This is a genomic window from Bradyrhizobium sp. OAE829 (genome assembly GCF_040546575.1).
Taxonomy (GTDB): domain Bacteria; phylum Pseudomonadota; class Alphaproteobacteria; order Rhizobiales; family Xanthobacteraceae; genus Bradyrhizobium.
Genome location: NZ_JBEPOE010000001.1, coordinates 6,118,965 through 6,134,745 on the forward strand (window position 1 = coordinate 6,118,965; position 15,781 = coordinate 6,134,745).

18 protein-coding genes are annotated in these 15,781 nt (G+C 63.0%); 13 read left to right on the plus strand and 5 right to left on the minus strand.

Translation table 11 applies throughout. The features are described from left to right. Window positions 1-40: 40 nt before the first annotated feature. Entirely contained in the window at window positions 41-1,264 is a 1,224-nt protein-coding gene (locus tag ABIE49_RS29445; protein WP_192740599.1) for a cytochrome P450, read from the plus strand. A 50-nt stretch (window positions 1,265-1,314) separates the two neighbouring features. Here the strand turns inward: ABIE49_RS29445 and ABIE49_RS29450 are convergent, their stop codons facing one another. Beyond that, a complete protein-coding gene (locus ABIE49_RS29450) occupies window positions 1,315-2,283 on the minus strand; it encodes a Bug family tripartite tricarboxylate transporter substrate binding protein (protein ID WP_192740600.1) in 969 nt (322 codons plus the stop codon). An 86-nt stretch (window positions 2,284-2,369) separates the two neighbouring features. Continuing rightward, window positions 2,370-3,410 (minus strand): LacI family DNA-binding transcriptional regulator, encoded by a 1,041-nt coding sequence (locus ABIE49_RS29455; RefSeq protein ID WP_192740601.1) that lies wholly within the window; start codon window positions 3,408-3,410, stop codon window positions 2,370-2,372. Window positions 3,411-3,623: 213 nt separating this feature from the next. On the opposite strand from ABIE49_RS29455, the gene ABIE49_RS29460 reads away from it, so the two are divergent. The 8 genes from ABIE49_RS29460 (at window position 3,624) to ABIE49_RS29495 (ending at window position 9,707) form a co-directional block, all read left to right on the plus strand. Beyond that, complete coding sequence (locus ABIE49_RS29460; RefSeq protein ID WP_192740602.1) at window positions 3,624-4,421, plus strand: SDR family NAD(P)-dependent oxidoreductase; 798 nt, start codon at window positions 3,624-3,626, stop codon at window positions 4,419-4,421. Between the two features lie 14 nt (window positions 4,422-4,435). Then, window positions 4,436-6,073 (plus strand): flavin-containing monooxygenase, encoded by a 1,638-nt coding sequence (locus ABIE49_RS29465; RefSeq protein ID WP_192740603.1) that lies wholly within the window; start codon window positions 4,436-4,438, stop codon window positions 6,071-6,073. A 66-nt stretch (window positions 6,074-6,139) separates the two neighbouring features. Next, on the plus strand, window positions 6,140-6,673 hold the full coding sequence (locus tag ABIE49_RS29470) for a VOC family protein (protein ID WP_192740604.1): 534 nt from the start codon (window positions 6,140-6,142) through the stop codon (window positions 6,671-6,673). A gap of 44 nt (window positions 6,674-6,717) precedes the next feature. Continuing rightward, the gene (locus ABIE49_RS29475) at window positions 6,718-7,290 is read left to right on the plus strand and encodes a carboxymuconolactone decarboxylase family protein (RefSeq protein ID WP_192740605.1); all 573 of its coding nucleotides are present in this window, start codon (window positions 6,718-6,720) and stop codon (window positions 7,288-7,290) included. Between the two features lie 60 nt (window positions 7,291-7,350). Then, complete coding sequence (locus ABIE49_RS29480) at window positions 7,351-7,776, plus strand: DOPA 4,5-dioxygenase family protein (protein WP_192740606.1); 426 nt, start codon at window positions 7,351-7,353, stop codon at window positions 7,774-7,776. 269 nt (window positions 7,777-8,045) lie between these two features. Further along, a complete protein-coding gene (locus ABIE49_RS29485; RefSeq protein WP_354067053.1) occupies window positions 8,046-8,963 on the plus strand; it encodes a DUF2778 domain-containing protein in 918 nt (305 codons plus the stop codon). Continuing rightward, window positions 8,960-9,223, plus strand: a complete 264-nt coding sequence (locus ABIE49_RS29490) for a hypothetical protein (protein WP_192740608.1) — start codon at window positions 8,960-8,962, stop codon at window positions 9,221-9,223. The genes ABIE49_RS29485 and ABIE49_RS29490 overlap by 4 nt, the downstream gene beginning before the upstream one ends. A 91-nt stretch (window positions 9,224-9,314) precedes the next feature. Further along, entirely contained in the window at window positions 9,315-9,707 is a 393-nt protein-coding gene (locus ABIE49_RS29495; RefSeq protein ID WP_192740609.1) for a VOC family protein, read from the plus strand. Window positions 9,708-9,724: 17 nt separating this feature from the next. Here the strand turns inward: ABIE49_RS29495 and ABIE49_RS29500 are convergent, their stop codons facing one another. Next, window positions 9,725-10,765, minus strand: coding sequence for a uroporphyrinogen decarboxylase family protein (locus ABIE49_RS29500; RefSeq protein ID WP_192740610.1), 1,041 nt, complete (start codon window positions 10,763-10,765; stop codon window positions 9,725-9,727). Window positions 10,766-11,067: 302 nt separating this feature from the next. Between ABIE49_RS29500 and ABIE49_RS29505 the strand changes: the two genes are divergently transcribed. Next, entirely contained in the window at window positions 11,068-12,669 is a 1,602-nt protein-coding gene (locus ABIE49_RS29505; RefSeq protein WP_192740611.1) for an alpha-amylase family glycosyl hydrolase, read from the plus strand. Window positions 12,670-12,705: 36 nt separating this feature from the next. Beyond that, on the plus strand, window positions 12,706-13,701 hold the full coding sequence (locus ABIE49_RS29510; protein WP_192740612.1) for a glycosyltransferase family 4 protein: 996 nt from the start codon (window positions 12,706-12,708) through the stop codon (window positions 13,699-13,701). Window positions 13,702-13,714: 13 nt separating this feature from the next. Here ABIE49_RS29510 and ABIE49_RS29515 read toward each other — a convergent pair whose 3' ends face one another. Further along, window positions 13,715-13,957: a hypothetical protein gene (locus tag ABIE49_RS29515; protein ID WP_192740613.1), complete on the minus strand. Its 243-nt coding sequence runs from the start codon at window positions 13,955-13,957 to the stop codon at window positions 13,715-13,717. 25 nt (window positions 13,958-13,982) lie between these two features. Beyond that, window positions 13,983-14,225: a hypothetical protein gene (locus tag ABIE49_RS29520; protein WP_192740614.1), complete on the minus strand. Its 243-nt coding sequence runs from the start codon at window positions 14,223-14,225 to the stop codon at window positions 13,983-13,985. Window positions 14,226-14,510: 285 nt separating this feature from the next. Here ABIE49_RS29520 and ABIE49_RS29525 point away from each other — a divergent pair, with 285 nt between their 5' ends. Together ABIE49_RS29525 and ABIE49_RS29530 are read left to right on the plus strand one after the other, a co-directional pair. After that, window positions 14,511-14,951 (plus strand): MarR family winged helix-turn-helix transcriptional regulator, encoded by a 441-nt coding sequence (locus ABIE49_RS29525; RefSeq protein ID WP_192740615.1) that lies wholly within the window; start codon window positions 14,511-14,513, stop codon window positions 14,949-14,951. Then, on the plus strand, window positions 14,948-15,724 hold the full coding sequence (locus tag ABIE49_RS29530) for an enoyl-CoA hydratase (protein ID WP_192740616.1): 777 nt from the start codon (window positions 14,948-14,950) through the stop codon (window positions 15,722-15,724). The genes ABIE49_RS29525 and ABIE49_RS29530 overlap by 4 nt, the downstream gene beginning before the upstream one ends. Window positions 15,725-15,781: the final 57 nt, after the last annotated feature.

The following is a 15,781-nucleotide window of genomic DNA, read 5'->3' on the forward strand; positions in this document are numbered from 1 at the left end:
AGCTCGTCCTGAACGAACCTAAGCAAAAGGAATTTGCGCGATGTCCGATTCCGTCAGCATGATGCCCGAACATCCTCCGGTCACCGATTGGGTCAACGATTTCGATCATACCGATCCGCGCTGGACCGAGAATCCGTTTCCGATCTGGGACGAGTTGCGCAACGAATGCCCTGTCGTGCACACCAAGCGTTTCCTGGGCTGCTATCTGCCGACCACCTATCAGGCGGTGAAGGAGATCGCCTACGACACCGAGCATTTCTCCTCGCGGCGCGTCATCGTGCGCGACGTGCGGCCTGAAGTGCAGCGCAACGCCGCGCCTCCGATCACGTCCGATCCGCCCGAGCACAAGCCCGCCAAGCAATTGCTGCTGCCGCCGTTCACGCCGGACGCGATGACGAAGCTGGAGCCGCGGGTCCGCGCCATCTGCAACGAGTTGATCGACGAATTCATCGCCGACGGCCAATGCGACGCCGCGGCGCGCTACACCAAGCATGTTCCGGTGCGCGCGATTGCGCACATGCTCGGCATTCCCGAGAAGGATGGCGATCTCTTCGTCAAATGGATCCACATGATCCTCGAGCTCAGCATCAAGAACGAGAGCATGCTGGTGCAGGCGGTGCAGGAGATGAGCGCCTATTTCGCCGGCCATATCGAGCATCGCAAGACGCATCCGACCGACGATCTGATCTCGACGCTGATGAAGGCCAAGGACAAGGACGGCAATCCCCTGGAAGATTCCCAGGTGCTGGGTTCGCTGCGCCTGCTGCTGATTGCCGGCATCGACACCACCTGGAGCGCGATCGGCTCCTCGCTGTGGCATCTGGCGAATACGCCCGCGGACCGCGACCGGCTGATCGCGGAGCCGGAACTGATGCCGAGCGCGATCGAGGAGTTTCTGCGGGCCTATTCGCCTGTCACGATGGCGCGCGAAGTGATGAAGGAAACCACCATCAGCGGTTGCCCGGTCAAGCCGGGCAATATGGTGCTGCTGTCGTTCCCGGCGGCCAACCGCGACCCCGCGATGTTCCCGGATGCCGACAAGGTGGTGATCGACCGCAAGGAGAACCGGCACGCCGCGTTCGGTCTTGGCATTCACCGCTGCGTCGGCTCCAACCTCGCGCGCATGGAAATGACGGTCGCGATCGAGGAATGGCTCAAACGAATTCCGGACTTCAAACTCGATCCGGCCGGCAAGGTCACCTGGTCGGAAGGCACGGTGCGTGGCCCGCGCCAGCTTCCGGTGCTGTTCGGCAAGAAGAACTGAGCATGGTTGGGGCGCGGCGCGCCGGCAATTTCGGCCGGATCGCCGCGCGTTCACTTGATCTCGATCTTGGCTTCTCTGGCGACCACCTTCCAGGCTTCGATGTCGCGCAAATTGATGTCGCGCTGCCGGTCTCCGGGGATGAAGTCCGCGGTGACGCCGAGCGCGAGCAGCCTTTCGGTCATGTCCGCTTCGGCGATCGATTCCTGCAGTGCTGCTGAAAGCTTCTTCGCGGCGATGTCGGGAATGCCTGAGGGCGCGTACATGACCCAGGACAGGCTGCGCTCAAAATCGATCCCCTGGTCCTTGTAGGTTGCGACTTCAGGCAGGCTTGACGAGCGATCCCCGCATGTGCCCAGCGCCTTTACTTTTCCATCCTTCACCAGCGGCGTCGCCGTCGCCATATCCAGCGTGCCGAGCGAGATGTGGCCGCCGATCAGATCGTTGGCAATCTTGGCCGCGCCGCTGAAAGGCACGTGTTCGAGTTTGATGCCGGCCTTCTGCGACAGGATCTCCGCGCAGAAATGCCCGGTCGAGCCGACGCCCCAGGATCCGTACTGGATCTGATCGCCCTTTTTCGCCATCGCGATCAGGCCGCGCAGGTCGCTCGCCGGAAAATCCTTCGAGGCTACCACCAGGATCGCCGACGTTCCGATGCGTCCGATGACTGCAAAATCCTTGATTGGATCATAGGGCAGGCTCGCATAGGACGCGGGCGCAAGCACATGCGTGGTCATGCCGCCGATCATGATGGTGTAACCGTCCGCCGGCGAGGTCGCGACCATCTGCGTGCCGATGGTGCCGGCCGCTCCCGTGCGGTTCTCGACGAAAATGGTTTGCCCCAGGCGCTTGCCCATCTTGTCGGCCAGCAGGCGGCCGATGACGTCGCCGCCGCCGCCGGCCGCGAACGGCAACAGCATTTTTATTTTTCTGGAGGGGTAGTCCGCCGCATCCTGCGCCCGTGCCGAACAGGTGGCCAATGCGAGCGTCAATAACGTCAGCAACGTCGTGCGGTACTTCATACGCAACTCCCTTGGGTTTCCCGGTATTTGTTTTTTGTAGGTGGTCGTCAAACTGGGCAGATCGGCAGGGCAGGCAATTCCTCAAATCAATTGGCGCGCGGCTCGGCGCAGGAATGTCGAAGGATGAATCGGGTCGGCAGATAAATCGGCCTTGTGTCCCGGGCCTGATCGCCATCGCGTATGCGCTCAAGCAGGGTTTTTGCGGCGATCCTGCCGATTTCGCTCAGGTCCCATGTCAGCGTGCTGATTGCCGGCGTCGCGTGCCGGGCCAGGTCCGTGTCGCCGATACACACGAGCGAGATGTCGCCCGGATAGCGAATGCCGTTGCTGGCGAGCGCGTCCATCACGCTGGCCAGCATATGCGTTCCCAGCGTGATGATGGCCGTCGGTGGCGCTGGCCCTTGCAGCAACTGGCAGACGTCGCTGAAGGCGATGCCCGAGCCGTGCACCTGCGGGCGAACGAGATCGAGATCGACGTCAAGCCCGGCTTCGACATGCGCCTGCCGATATCCGGCTACCCGCTCCGTACTCGGCAGCACCGCCGCAGGCCCGGTCAGCAGCGCGATGCGGCGATGGCCGAGGCCGATGAGATAGCGCGTCACCTCAAAGCCGCCGCCGCGATGATCGGCGCGCACCGACGGCGCGCCCGGCACCTCGCGGTCGATCCCGACACAGGGCAGGTCGAGCGTAGCCAGCGCGCTTGTAAAATCCTTGTGGGTGTTGTCTCCGGCGAACAGCAGCAATCCATCCATCCGCCGCCGGCGCACCGCGGATATGAACGCGGTTTCGCGTTCCTCGGCGTGCCGGGTTGCACCGAGCATCAGGACGTAGCCGGCGCGTTGCAATTCCTCTTCCGCGGCGTTGACCATCTCGCTGTAGAGCGGGTTGGAGATATCCGAGACCATGCAGCCGATCGTGTTGCTGGCGCGCGAGCGCAGCGCCTGCGCGGCGGAATGTGGCTCGAACCCGAGACGGTCCACCACGCGCATGATCCGGGCGTGCAGTTCAGGACTCGTGTGCGGCTCGCGGTTCAACACCCGGCTGACGCTACTGACCGACACGCCGGCTTGCGCGGCGACATCGCGAATGGTCGGCCGAAGGGATGAGGTCGGCTGGGTTCTGGCCATCGGTCCTGCTTGCCCGCTGTCTCGTCCTAAGTGCCCGGATTCGTTTGGATTCGCCCCGGTCAGCTCAAAGATCAGCTGGTTCTGGAAACGTTATTTTGAGCACTTTGCCTATTAATATTGACATCAATGGAAACATCAAGCTCAATCGTGGAAACGTTTCCAAGAACGACCCCCGAGCGGGCCGGGAGGATTTGGCGTGAACGGGCAGAGCGCATGAAACGGCGGGTCGAAGGCAAGGTCGCGCTGGTGACCGGCGCCGCCAACGGGATCGGCCGCGGCGCGGTCATCGTGCTGGCCCGCGAGGGCGCGAAGATCGTCGCGACCGATCTGCAGGACGAGAACGGCGAGCGCCTGCTGGGCGAACTGCGATCGGCCGGTTGCGAGGCGGAATATCTCCATCACGACGTGACCAGCGAGGATGATTGGCAGTCGGTGATCGCCGAAACCAAGGCGCGGTTCGGCCGGCTCGACGTGCTCGTCAACAACGCCGGGATCGGTCTCTCCAGTCCTGTCGTCGACATGTCGCTTGCCGACTGGCGACGCCAGGTCGCCGTCAACCTCGATGGCGTCTTCCTCGGCGTCAAAACCGCGCTTCCGCTGATGCGCGCAGGTGGCGGCGGCAGCATCATCAACGTTTCCTCGATTGCGGGAATCAAGGCGTCGCCCAACGTGTCCGGCTATTGCGCGACCAAGGGCGGCGTTCGCCTGTTCACAAAGTCCGTCGCGCTGGAATGCGCCGCCGCCAAGGACGGCGTGCGGGTCAACTCGCTTCACCCCGGCATCACCGAAACCGCGATCTGGGACACGCTGATCGGCACCGCCGAGGAGGGTTCGAATTCAGGGCCGCCACGCGGCGCGACCCTGGACAAGCTGACCGAACGCGCGGTGCCGCTCGGTTTCAAGGCGATGCCGGAAGACATCGCGAGCGGCATTCTGTGGCTCGCCAGCGATGAGAGCCGCTACGTCACGGGCACCGAGCTCGTGATCGACGGTGGCCGCTCGATCGGTTGACGAGAAAACAGACCATGGCAACTCAGGCGAACAAGCAAGACACGGGGGATCGCGCCGAACGCGCGGCGGTCGAAGGCGATTATGACGCGGTCGTGGTCGGCGCTGGTTTTGGCGGCCTCTATGCGCTGCACCGGCTGCGCGAGAAGGGCCTGTCCGTGATCGGCTTCGAGGCCGCCCCCGAAGTCGGCGGCACCTGGTACTGGAACCGCTATCCCGGCGTGCGCTGCGACGTCCCGAGCCTCTATTATTCCTACACATGGTCGGAGGAGTTGCGGCGGGAGTGGCGCTGGTCGGAGAAATACGCCGCCAGGCGCGAGATCCTGGACTACGCCAAATACGTCGCCGATCGCTTCCAACTGCGCGACCTGCTGCGGTTTCAGACCCGCGTTGTGTCAGCCTCTTTCGATGAAGCGAGCGGGCGGTGGCAGGTGCGGACCGATCGCGGCGACCAGATCCGCGCGCGCTTCTGCATCATGGCGACTGGCGCGCTCTCGGTGCCGAACAGCCCGAAGACGCCGGGCGTGGAGAGCTTTCGCGGCCCAATCTACCACACCGCCCGCTGGCCGGAACAGGAGGTCGACTTCTCCGGTCTGCGCGTCGGCGTCGTCGGCACGGGCTCATCGGGCGTGCAGGCGATTCCGCTGATCGCGGAAGTGGCCAAACACGTCGTGGTGTTCCAGCGCACGCCGAATTTCTCCGTGCCCGCGCGCAACCGCGCGCTTGGGGACGAGGACTTCAAGCAGTTCGATGCGGCCTTTCCTGCCTATTGCGAGAGCCTCGCAAGTCCGAATGCCGGCCGCGTAAACTCTTTCGCGTTCGAGGCGCCGATACCCTCACGCGACGAACAATGGCGGCGCTACGAGGAGCTCTGGCAGGAGGGTGGCGGCGGGTTTTTGCTGTCGTTCCCGAATCTCCTGACCCACGAGGCCGTCAACAACGTCGCCTGCGATTTCGTGCGCGAGAAGATCCGCCAGATCGTCAAGAATCCCAAAACGGCCGCGGCGCTGAGCCCCTCGGGATATCCACTGGGCGTCAAGCGCATCTGCGTCGATACGAACTATTACGAGACCTTCAACCGCGACAATGTCGAACTGGTGAATCTCAAGGAAGAGCCGCTCGAAGCGCTGACGGTGGACGGCGTCAAGACCTCGGCGCGCCAGTTTGATCTGGACGCGCTGGTGTTCGCGACCGGCTTCGACGCTATCACCGGTGCGCTGTTCGCGATGGACATTCGCGGACGAAACGAGCTTCGTCTGCAGGACGCGTGGGCCGAGGGACCGCGCGCCTATCTCGGCATCGCTGTGGCTGACTTTCCCAACCTGTTCATCATCACCGGGCCCGGCAGCCCGTCGGTGATCGGCAACATGATCAACGCCTGCGAACAGCATGTCGACTGGCTGACCGACTGCATCGACCATATGCGCGCGCAGGATCTTCGGATCATCGAACCTGATCCCGCAGCCGAGCGCGCCTGGATGGCGCATGTCGCCGAGATGGCCGAACGCACGTTGTTTCCGAAGGCGGACTCCTGGTATCTCGGCGCGAACATCGCCGGAAAACCGCGCGTCTTCATGCCCTATGTCGGGGAAGGCTACCGTTACCGCTGCGCGCAGATCGCCGCGCGTGGCTATGAGGGTTTTCACCTGACCTGAGGCGCGGAAGCGGAAACAACATCAGGCGCAACAGGCGGGCGAACGCCGCCGACAACGGAGGGTAACATGAGCCGCATTTTTGGCGCCGTCTGTCAGAACGGATATGTGGTGCGCGACATCCGCGCTGCGATGGATCACTGGATCAACGTAATGGGCGTCGGGCCCTGGTTCTACATCGACCGGGTCAAGACCGACTATTTCCGCCACCGCGGTGTCGAGTCCGGCGTGGAGATGAGCATCGCGCTCGCCAATTCCGGCGATCTTCAGATCGAGCTGATCCAGCAACGGAATGACGCGCCTTCCATGTACAAGGAGTTCCTCGACTCCGGCCGCGAAGGCATGCAGCACATGTCATACTGGACGAGGGATTATCAGGGCCTCTATGACCGCGCGTTGTCGCTGGGCTACAAGGTGGGGCACGAGGGTCAGATCGGCGGCGAGCAGGGCCGCTTCTGCTATTTCGATACGGAATCCCATCCTGGCACCATTGTGGAGATCTCCGACATCAGCGGTGGCAAGGGACGGTTCTTCGAGCACATCAAGCAGATCGCGGCCACCTGGGACGGCTCCGAGCCGATCCGTGACGTCAGAGCTCGCTGAGCCGCCGGTCAGCGTCGAAAAACAGCAAACACAAGGATACGCACATGGCCAGATTACCCCTGATCGACCCCGAGAAAACCAGCGGCGACACCCGCACGGCCTTCGACAGGATGCCGGTGAAGCTGAACATCTTCCGGATGCTGGCGCATGCCGAGACCAATTTCATTCCCGCGATGCGGTTCGCCAACTCCATCCTGCACAAGCAGAAGCTCAGCCACGTCAATCGCGAGTTGCTGATCCTCCAGGCCGCGCAGCGGGAAGGCGGTGCCTATGAGTGGCGCCAGCACGTCCCGATCGCGCTCGGGGTCGGCGTCACGCAGCCGCAGATCGACTGCCTCGAACAGGGCAATTACGCCGACGCCGCGTTCAATGCCGCCGAACAGGCGCTGCTGGCCTTCGGCCGGGAAGTGGTCGACAATGTGCGTGTGCCTGAGCCGGTGTTTGCCGGGATGCGCGCGCATTTCAGCGAGCAGGAAATCGTCGAATCGATCATGACGATCGGGTTCTACATGATGATGGCGCGCCTGACCGAGGCGACCGAGACCGATCTCGATCCTGCCGCCGGGATGACCGTTTACGAGAGCAGCAAGCGCGGGAAGGCCGCCTCTGCGGATTGACCGCGCGCTCGGCACCAGCGATCATCGCGGCCGGTTTGAACGGTAGGCGGAGCGGTTGCGATGAGCGAGTTGCCGGAGAAGGGGGCTGCGCGATCCCTGAGCGAGATCGCCAGCTACCACGCCCATGTCTATTACGATCCGGCGACGACGCGGGGCGAGGCCGAGCAGTTGCGCGGCTGGATCGGCGAGCGCTTTTCGGTGACGCTCGGCCGGTGGCATGACGTCAAGGTCGGCCCCCACGATCAGGCGATGTACCAGGTGGCCTTTGCCAAGGAGGTGTTCCCCGAACTGGTGCCCTGGCTGATGCTGAATCATGGCAGGCTGAGCGTTCTGGTCCATCCAAACACGACCAATCCGCGCCGCGACCATCTTGCCGATCCGATCTGGATCGGGCCCGCGCTATCGGTGCATGCGGACAGGCTGCCGGAAGATTCCGAGCTGGAACAGGCGCCTGCGCCGAATACCAGCCCGACGCTCCGGCCCTGAGGTGCGTTCATTATTGTCACACCCGGAACCGGCGGCTGTTTACCAAGATTGCCCGGGTCGCTGCGAATTCGATGGATGACCCTAGCCGTGGTCCGGTGTCTCGATTATGCCTTACTTTGAATTGCATTATATTTGGGCTTATTCGGTGAATCCCTTGCGGAATCAGGTCTGATTCCGAAGCGCCGAGCCGGGGACGGATGGATAACAGGACCACCAGCACGACCGGGCCTGCTTCGAGCCGCGGTTTTCCATTGATAGGCAAGGCCGCCTTGGCCGCTGCCTTGCTCGTGGTGACGTCGGCGCTGGCCGCCTGGTCGATGAATGTTGATCTCGTTGCCTGGCTACGAAATCCGCAAGCCGCCAAAAGCGCCGGCGCATTCTCGTTCGATGACAGGTTCGGATCGGGCTCGGCGCGCAATGCGCCGGCGATCAGGTATCCCTCGCGTCCCGTCTTCCGTCCGGCGCGAACGGATTTCGACGCCGAGTTCGGTCACATCGAAAGCCAGCTGGCCGAGCTGTCGCCGGATGTGCAGGCCGACCAGCCCGCATCGCCGGCCGGGCCCGCGATTCCGCTGCCGAGGTCGCGGCCCGCCGAAGCCAGTCTGGCGCTGAGGGTTGATCCGTCGCCGCCTCCGCCGGCGCGGTCGGACGACCGGACCATGTTCCAGAAGCTGGCCGATATGGTGCCGATGCGCTTTACGCTGGCGTCGTTGACGCCAGGCGACGGTCTGTTCGCCAACAAGCCGGATCTTGGCGCGCTCGGATATGACAACTTTACCGCGGTCTACGACATCTCGGCGCGGACCGTTTACATGCCGAACGGCGCCAAGCTCGAGGCGCATTCAGGCCTCGGCGGCCTGATGGATAATCCAGCCTCGGTCGCCATGCGCATGGTCGGGGCGACGCCGCCGAACGTCTATGATCTGAAGCCGCGGGAGAAGCTGTTTCATGGTGTCGCGGCGCTTCGCATGACGCCGGTGGGCGATGCCGACACGCTCGGACGAACCGGCTTGCTGGTGCACTCCTACCTGCTCGGGCCCAATGGCGATTCCAACGGCTGCGTCTCGATCAAGGAATATGACAAGTTCCTGCAGGCCTATCGAAACGGGCAGATCAAACGCCTCGTCGTGGTGCCGAGCCTGAGCGAGGGCTTGACCGCGTCGCGACGTTCGACGTCGCCGTCATGATTGCGAACAACGTCTCCAATTCCGACACGCCGCTGCGGGCCACGTTCAAGATCAGTTTGAACGGCAAGACGGTATCGATCGGTACCGTCGGCCAGGCCTATCAGTTTATCACCAATCTGAGCTCGGTCGAATGGATCGAGTTCAAGTCGTTGCACGCCGATGCGGTCAGGACGCTGCGAGGCGCCGCTGACAATGCGATGCTGACGGTGCAGGCGACCACTGCATTGCGCGCGCTCTTCGTTCGCGCCAAGCTGCTTTGACGATCGTTCGATAAGAGCTATCATTTCTCGTCGGGCCATCTCGCGGCGTGGCCAGTCATTTCAAATCGATTTTTGTCAAGGTGGCAGCTGCATGAGTCTGGGTGACATCCGCAATCTCGATTACACGATTCTGCTGTGTTCGAAGATGCAGGAGACCAAGCAATTCTATCTCGACGTGATGGGCTTTCCGCTCGCTCACGACAGTGACAACTGGGTCAGCTTTCAGGTCGGCTCCGCGCTGCTCACCTTGAGGCCGCGCGGTCCCTGGGCTGCGTGGCACGATGGTCCGTTTTCGCCCGGCTCGGCTGCGGTCCAGCTCGCCTTCCGGGTCGCGCCGCATCTGATCGATTCCTGTTATGCGACCTTGCAATCCAAGGGCGTGACGATCCTCAGCCCGCCCCGGGATATACCGAGCTGGCACCATCGCGCACTGTTCTTCCGCGACCCCGAGGATAACGTCATCGAACTCTACGCCGAGGTTTGAGTACGAGGGGAAGCGCCCTAGCCGATCTCCTTGCGTACGATCGCAGCTGCCTCGCACATCGCCTTCAGCTTTCCGAATGCGACGTGGCGCGGCATGTATTTCATGCCGCAATCGGGCGCCACCACCAGACGTTCGGCCGCGACATCCTTGAGGCCGTTGCGGATGCGATCGGCGACGATCGCGGCCGTCTCGATTTCGGGATTACCGAGATCGAGGACGCCCAGCATGATCTTCTTCGACGACAAATCCTTGAGTACACCGAGATCGAGCTTCGGCTGCGCGGCCTCGATCGAAATCTGTTCGGCTGTCGTGTCGGCGAGTTCGGCGAGGAACGAATAACCCGCCGGCTTGCTTGAACCCGGCACCACCGCGGCATAGCCGAAGCACAGATGCACGACCGTCGGCACAGTGATGCCGGCCAATGCGCGGTTGATGGCCTTGACGGCATAGCGCCTTGCGAGGTCCGGGTTGTTGCGCACCCAGGGCTCGTCGAGCTGGATCACGTCGGCGCCGGCCTTTTGCAGGTCCAGCGCTTCGGCGTTGACGGCATCCGCAAAAGCCATCGCGAGTTCTTCGTCGTCCTTGTAGAACTCGTTCCTGGCCTGCTGGCTCATCGTGAACGGGCCGGGCAGCGTGATCTTGGCCGCGCGGTCGGTATTCTTGCGCAGGAATTTTATGTCGTGGATCTCGACCGGTCCCTTGCGCTTGACCGGGCCGACCACGCGCGGCACCGGCGTTTGATGCCCGCTGCGCGAGGTGATCATGTCAGGCTTTTCGTCGTCGATACCTTCGAGTGCGGTCGCAAACCGGTTGGAATAGCTTTCCCGGCGGATTTCGCCGTCGGTGACGATGTCGATGCCGGCGCGCTCCATGTCTCTGATGGCAACGATGGTGGCGTCGTCCTGCGCTTCCTGCAGATGCTCCGGCGGCAGCCGCCACATCGCATGCATGCGCGTACGCGGCACCACCTTCGACAGCATCGCGCGGTCCACCAGCCATTCCGGCTGCGGATAGCTTCCGACCACGGTGGTCGGCAGCAAATGCGTTGGCAGGTTCATCACGGTATCCTTGCTCTTGTTGTTGTCGCGTCGGTCCTCTTGTAGGCGGTGGCGATCGTGGCTTTTGACCTCATCGAAGGCATCATAATTGCCCAATCGGATGCCTGGATAGGGCCTAGTGTCGCTTCGCGCCGCGACAACGGGAGAAAACCGTCGACTTCCGATCGCAACAGGAACAGAGTCGTTTTGCCGCTGTTCGTCGCAATCCGTCGGGTTGACGCGGTGGATAGGGTGGACGAGCTTTGATGATCTCGCGTGATCAATAAACGGCAATCGGCGCGCCTGCCAGAGGCGGTGTCGGCATGACCGCGCCCTGGTGGCAGAATGGCGTGATCTATCAGATCTACCCGCGTTCCTTTCAGGACACCAACGGTGACGGCATAGGCGACCTCAGAGGGATCGAGCGGCGGCTCGATTATCTTGTCAGGCTTGGCGTCGATGCGATCTGGATCTCCCCGATCTATCCGTCGCCGATGGTTGATTTCGGCTATGACGTTGCCGACTATTGCGACGTCGATCCACGCTTTGGGACACTGGCAGACTTCGACGACGTGCTGATGCAAGCCCATCGGCGAGGGCTCAAGGTTCTGCTCGACTTCGTGCCCAACCACACGTCCGACCAGCATCCATGGTTCGTCGAGAGCCGTGCTTCGCGTGGAAATCAGAAAAGAGATTGGTACATCTGGCGCGATGCTGCGGCTGACGGCGGACCGCCCAATAACTGGATCAGCGATTTCGGCGGCCCGGCCTGGGAATGGGACGAAACCACCGGACAATATTACTACCACGCCTTCCTGAAGGAGCAGCCGGATCTCAACTGGCGTCATCCAGCCGTGCGGGCGGCGATGTATGACGTGATGCGTTTCTGGTTCGATCGCGGCGTCGACGGCTTCCGCATTGACGTGCTCTGGCACATGGTGAAGGCCGCAGACTTCCCGAACAATCCGCCCAACCCGGCCTATCGGCCCGAAATGGGTGAAATGCATCGCCTGCTTCAACTCCATTCCACAGACCAGCCCGAGGTGCACCGGATCGCCGCCGAAATGCGTGACATCGCCGACGGCTATGGCGCCAGGGGACAAGGCGAACGGGTTCTGATCGGTGAGATTTACCTGCCGGTCGATCGTCTGATGCACTATTACGGCGGTGAGCGCCCGGAGGTGCACTTGCCCTTCAATTTCCAGCTCATCGATACACCGTGGGAGGCGCGCTCGCTGGCGACCGTCATCACCAGCTATGAAGCAGCACTACCGCCGGGTGGTTGGCCAAACTGGGTGCTCGGCAACCATGATCGGCCGCGCGTTGCGGCCAAGCGTGGGCAGGCCCAGGCCCGCGTCGCGGCGGTGTTGTTGCTGACACTCCGAGGCACGCCCACGCTCTACTACGGCGACGAGCTTGGTTTGAGCGATGTCATGATCGAAGCATCGCAAGTACGGGATCCGCGCGAGTTGCGTGAGCCCGGTCTGGCGTTGGGCCGGGATCCCGTGCGCACGCCGATGCCATGGGATGACTGCGAAAATGCCGGTTTCACCACAGCGAATCCGTGGCTGCCGCTCAATGCCGATTTTCCGACGCGCAACGTGGCGCGGATGTCGGAGGATCCTCACTCAATCCTGACACTTTATCGTCGGTTGCTTGCGCTCAGACGCAATTGCCGCGCTTTGTCGATCGGCGACTTCGCTCTGTTGAATGTGGAAGACGAGATGCTGGCTTACGAACGCCGGCACGATTCGGAGAGGCTGATTGTGGCGCTCAACCTCGGCGCACAGTCGCATCGACTGCCGTTGCCGGATTGGGGGCGCGGGAGCCGGGTGCTGCTGTCCACGGTCGCGGATGCGGCGCTGGTCGAAGACGGTGCCCTCCTGCTAGGGTCGAACGAAGCTGTCGTGCTCGAGGCCGGATAGCACACAGCAGAGAAGGATGGTCATTTGCGTATCGCCATGCTGGCGCCGATCTCCTGGCGTACACCGCCGCGCCATTACGGCCCCTGGGAGCAGGTGACTAGTCTCTTGACCGAGGCCTTGGTCGCGCGCGGTGTCGACGTCACCCTGTTCGCCACCAAGGACAGCAGGACGGCAGGCAAGCTCGATGCCATCTGCCCTGCGCCCTATTCCGAGGATCCCGCGATCGACGCAAAGGTGTGGGAGATGCTCCATGTCGCCCACGTCTTTGAGCAGGCTGGTCAGTTCGACTTGATTCACAACCAGGCCGATTTCGTCCCGCTCGCCTTCTCGCGGCTGGTCGGAACCCCTGTCGTAACGACGATCCACGGTTTCTCTTCCGCGCGCATCCTGCCGGCCTACAAGGAATACGAAGAACGCGTCCACTATGTTGCGATCAGCGACGCCGATCGCCATCCGGACCTGCGCTATGCCGCAACAATCCACCATGGCATCCCGCTGGGGGATTTCCCGTTCGACCCGCACGGCAGCGAAGATCTGCTCTTCTTCGGTCGCATTCACCCGGACAAGGGGGCGGCTGAGGCGATCGCTGCGGCAGATCGATCCGGCCGGAAATTGATCATGGCCGGCATCGTCCAGGACCAGAATTACTACGACGAGCAGGTAGCGCCCGCACTCGACGACGAATCCGTGGTCTATCTTGGCCCGGTTGGCGGAACGGTACGCGCGAAGACTCTGGGCTCCGCGCGCGCGCTGCTCCACCTCATCAATTTCGACGAGCCGTTCGGTCTGTCGGTGGTGGAAGCGCTCGCCTGCGGAACGCCGGTCATCGCCCGCAACCGCGGATCGATGCCCGAGCTCATAGATGATGGTGTGACCGGATTTCTGGTCGACAGCCTCGATGCGGCGGTCGATGCGATAGCTCGCATCGACGAGATCGATCGCGCTGCTTGCCGTGCTGCGGTATCGGCCCGTTTCACGGTAGACCGCATGGCCGATAGATATCTGGGCCTGTACCGGTCAATCCTCGGCTGAGAGCCCCTCGCGGTCACTCCGCCGCCAGATTGTAGTCGTGGCGCAGTGCCTTCTGGATATCGAGCGCGGCGCGTGCCGCCGCGTTGGCATCGGCGTCGCCCGCGGACACCACGCACATCGACCAATTGTTCTCAGCCCGCTCATCCGTGGTGCGATTGATGGCGATCCTGCGAACGCTGGAGCAGCCGGGTTCATTGCGGAGCTTTGCCAACGCATGTGCCTGCAAGTCTTGTATCGAAAGCAGGATCTTCGCCATGCAGATCTTTACCTGTGCGGGCGCCTTATTTCGCAGATTTCGCGATTTTGTGTTCGAGGTGGCCGGTCTCGTAATCCCGGCGAAGCTGGCTCAACGAGGTATCGTTGAGCTGAAGCAAGACGTCGCTCAGCTTCTCGGTTGCCGGATAACCGGCGGCGAATCCCTGTCCGTAAATCTTGCGGAACGTGCCAACCAGCGTAGCGCCGTGCTTGTGGCTGATTTCGCCATCGTGGTTGCGGTGGCGATTGTCGAGACCTGTCTTGCTCATGTCGCGCTCCCTTTGCCCAGGCCGACAGCATCCTCCTGCCGCGACCAAAGGGCAACCAATCACTTGGCCGCTGTCTTGGGCCGCTTTCTCGGGTCGGGCCGCGGCCTTGGGACAGGTTGGTACGCTCGAGCAGGAATTCCGGGTGGAAGCGGGCGCCGCCGGCGCGGGCCGGCCGTGGAACCTCGCTCGGCGCCGAGGGGGCGACACCACATTCAGTAGTGACAAGCCCCCGGCCTTCGGGTAGATATTTCGCATGCGAACTAAATTCCAGGAGCGCCTCCGCCAGTGACCTCCCGCCCGGACCGCCGGCTGGTCTTCCTGCTCAACGTCGCCCAGCGGCGGCTGCAGCGATGGGTCGCCACGAAGACAGAGAGGAACGGGGTGACGGCCGCGCAGTCGGGCTTGCTCTTTATCCTCGGTCAACACGACGGGGCGCTGATGGGCGAGGCGGGTGCGGCGCTGGACCTCGGTCCGCCCGGCATCAGCGGCCTGGTGGACCGGATGACGGCGGCTCGCCTGATCGAGCGGCGCGCCGATCCGGATGACGGCCGCGCGTGGCGGCTTTGGCTGACGCCGGTCGGGCGCGTGGCACTGGCGCAGTCGAAGGCCGGGCTTGCCGAAATCAACGCACGCCTCGCCGAGGGATTCACCGACGCCGAAATCGAAATCGTCGCGCGCTGGCTCACCAGTTTTCAAACCAGGTTTCCAAGAGGAGAAGTGCAATGACCGAACACATCAAAATCGAAAACGACGGCGGCGTCCTGATTCTGACGATGGCGCGGCCCGACAAGAAGAACGCGCTGACCAACGCGATGTACGGCGCGCTGGCGGACGCGATCGAGGGTGCGGAGACCGATCCCGCCGTCCGCGTGGTCCTGATCCGGGGCGAAGGCGACATGTTCACTGCCGGCAACGACGTCGGCGAGTTCGCGGCGATTGCCACCGGCCAGATGCAGGGCGAGCGCCACGTCAGCCGCTTCCTGAAATCGCTCGCACAGTCGAGCCGCCCGCTGGTCGCTGCTGTCCAGGGCCGTGCCGTAGGCGTCGGCACCACGATGCTGCTGCATTGCGATCTCGTGGTGCTCGCCGAAAACGCACTGCTTTCAACGCCGTTCGTCAATCTGGCACTGGTGCCGGAAGCCGCCTCCAGCCTGCTGATGCCGCTTCGGATCGGTTATGCGCGCGCCTTCGAGATGTTTGCGCTCGGCGAACCCGTGAATGCTGCCTCCGCGCTTGCGTGGGGCATTGCCAACCGCGTCGTGCCGCTCGACCGGCTCGATGCCGAGGCAAAGGCGCTTGCGGGGCGTCTCGCCAGGCAACCGGCCGGTGCCGTCAGCACGACCAAGCGGCTGATGCGCAATCCCGAGATGTTGATGGCGCAGATACTGGCAGAGAGTGAACGGTTCGCGGAACGGTTGAAGACGATGGAGGCGCGCGAAGCCTTCACGGCATTCGCCGAGCGCCGCCCGCCGGATTTCTCGAAGCTTGCGGCAACTTGACCCTATCGGACGCCCCCGCTACCTGTTTTCCCTAGCCGGCATCCTGTGTGGCGATGC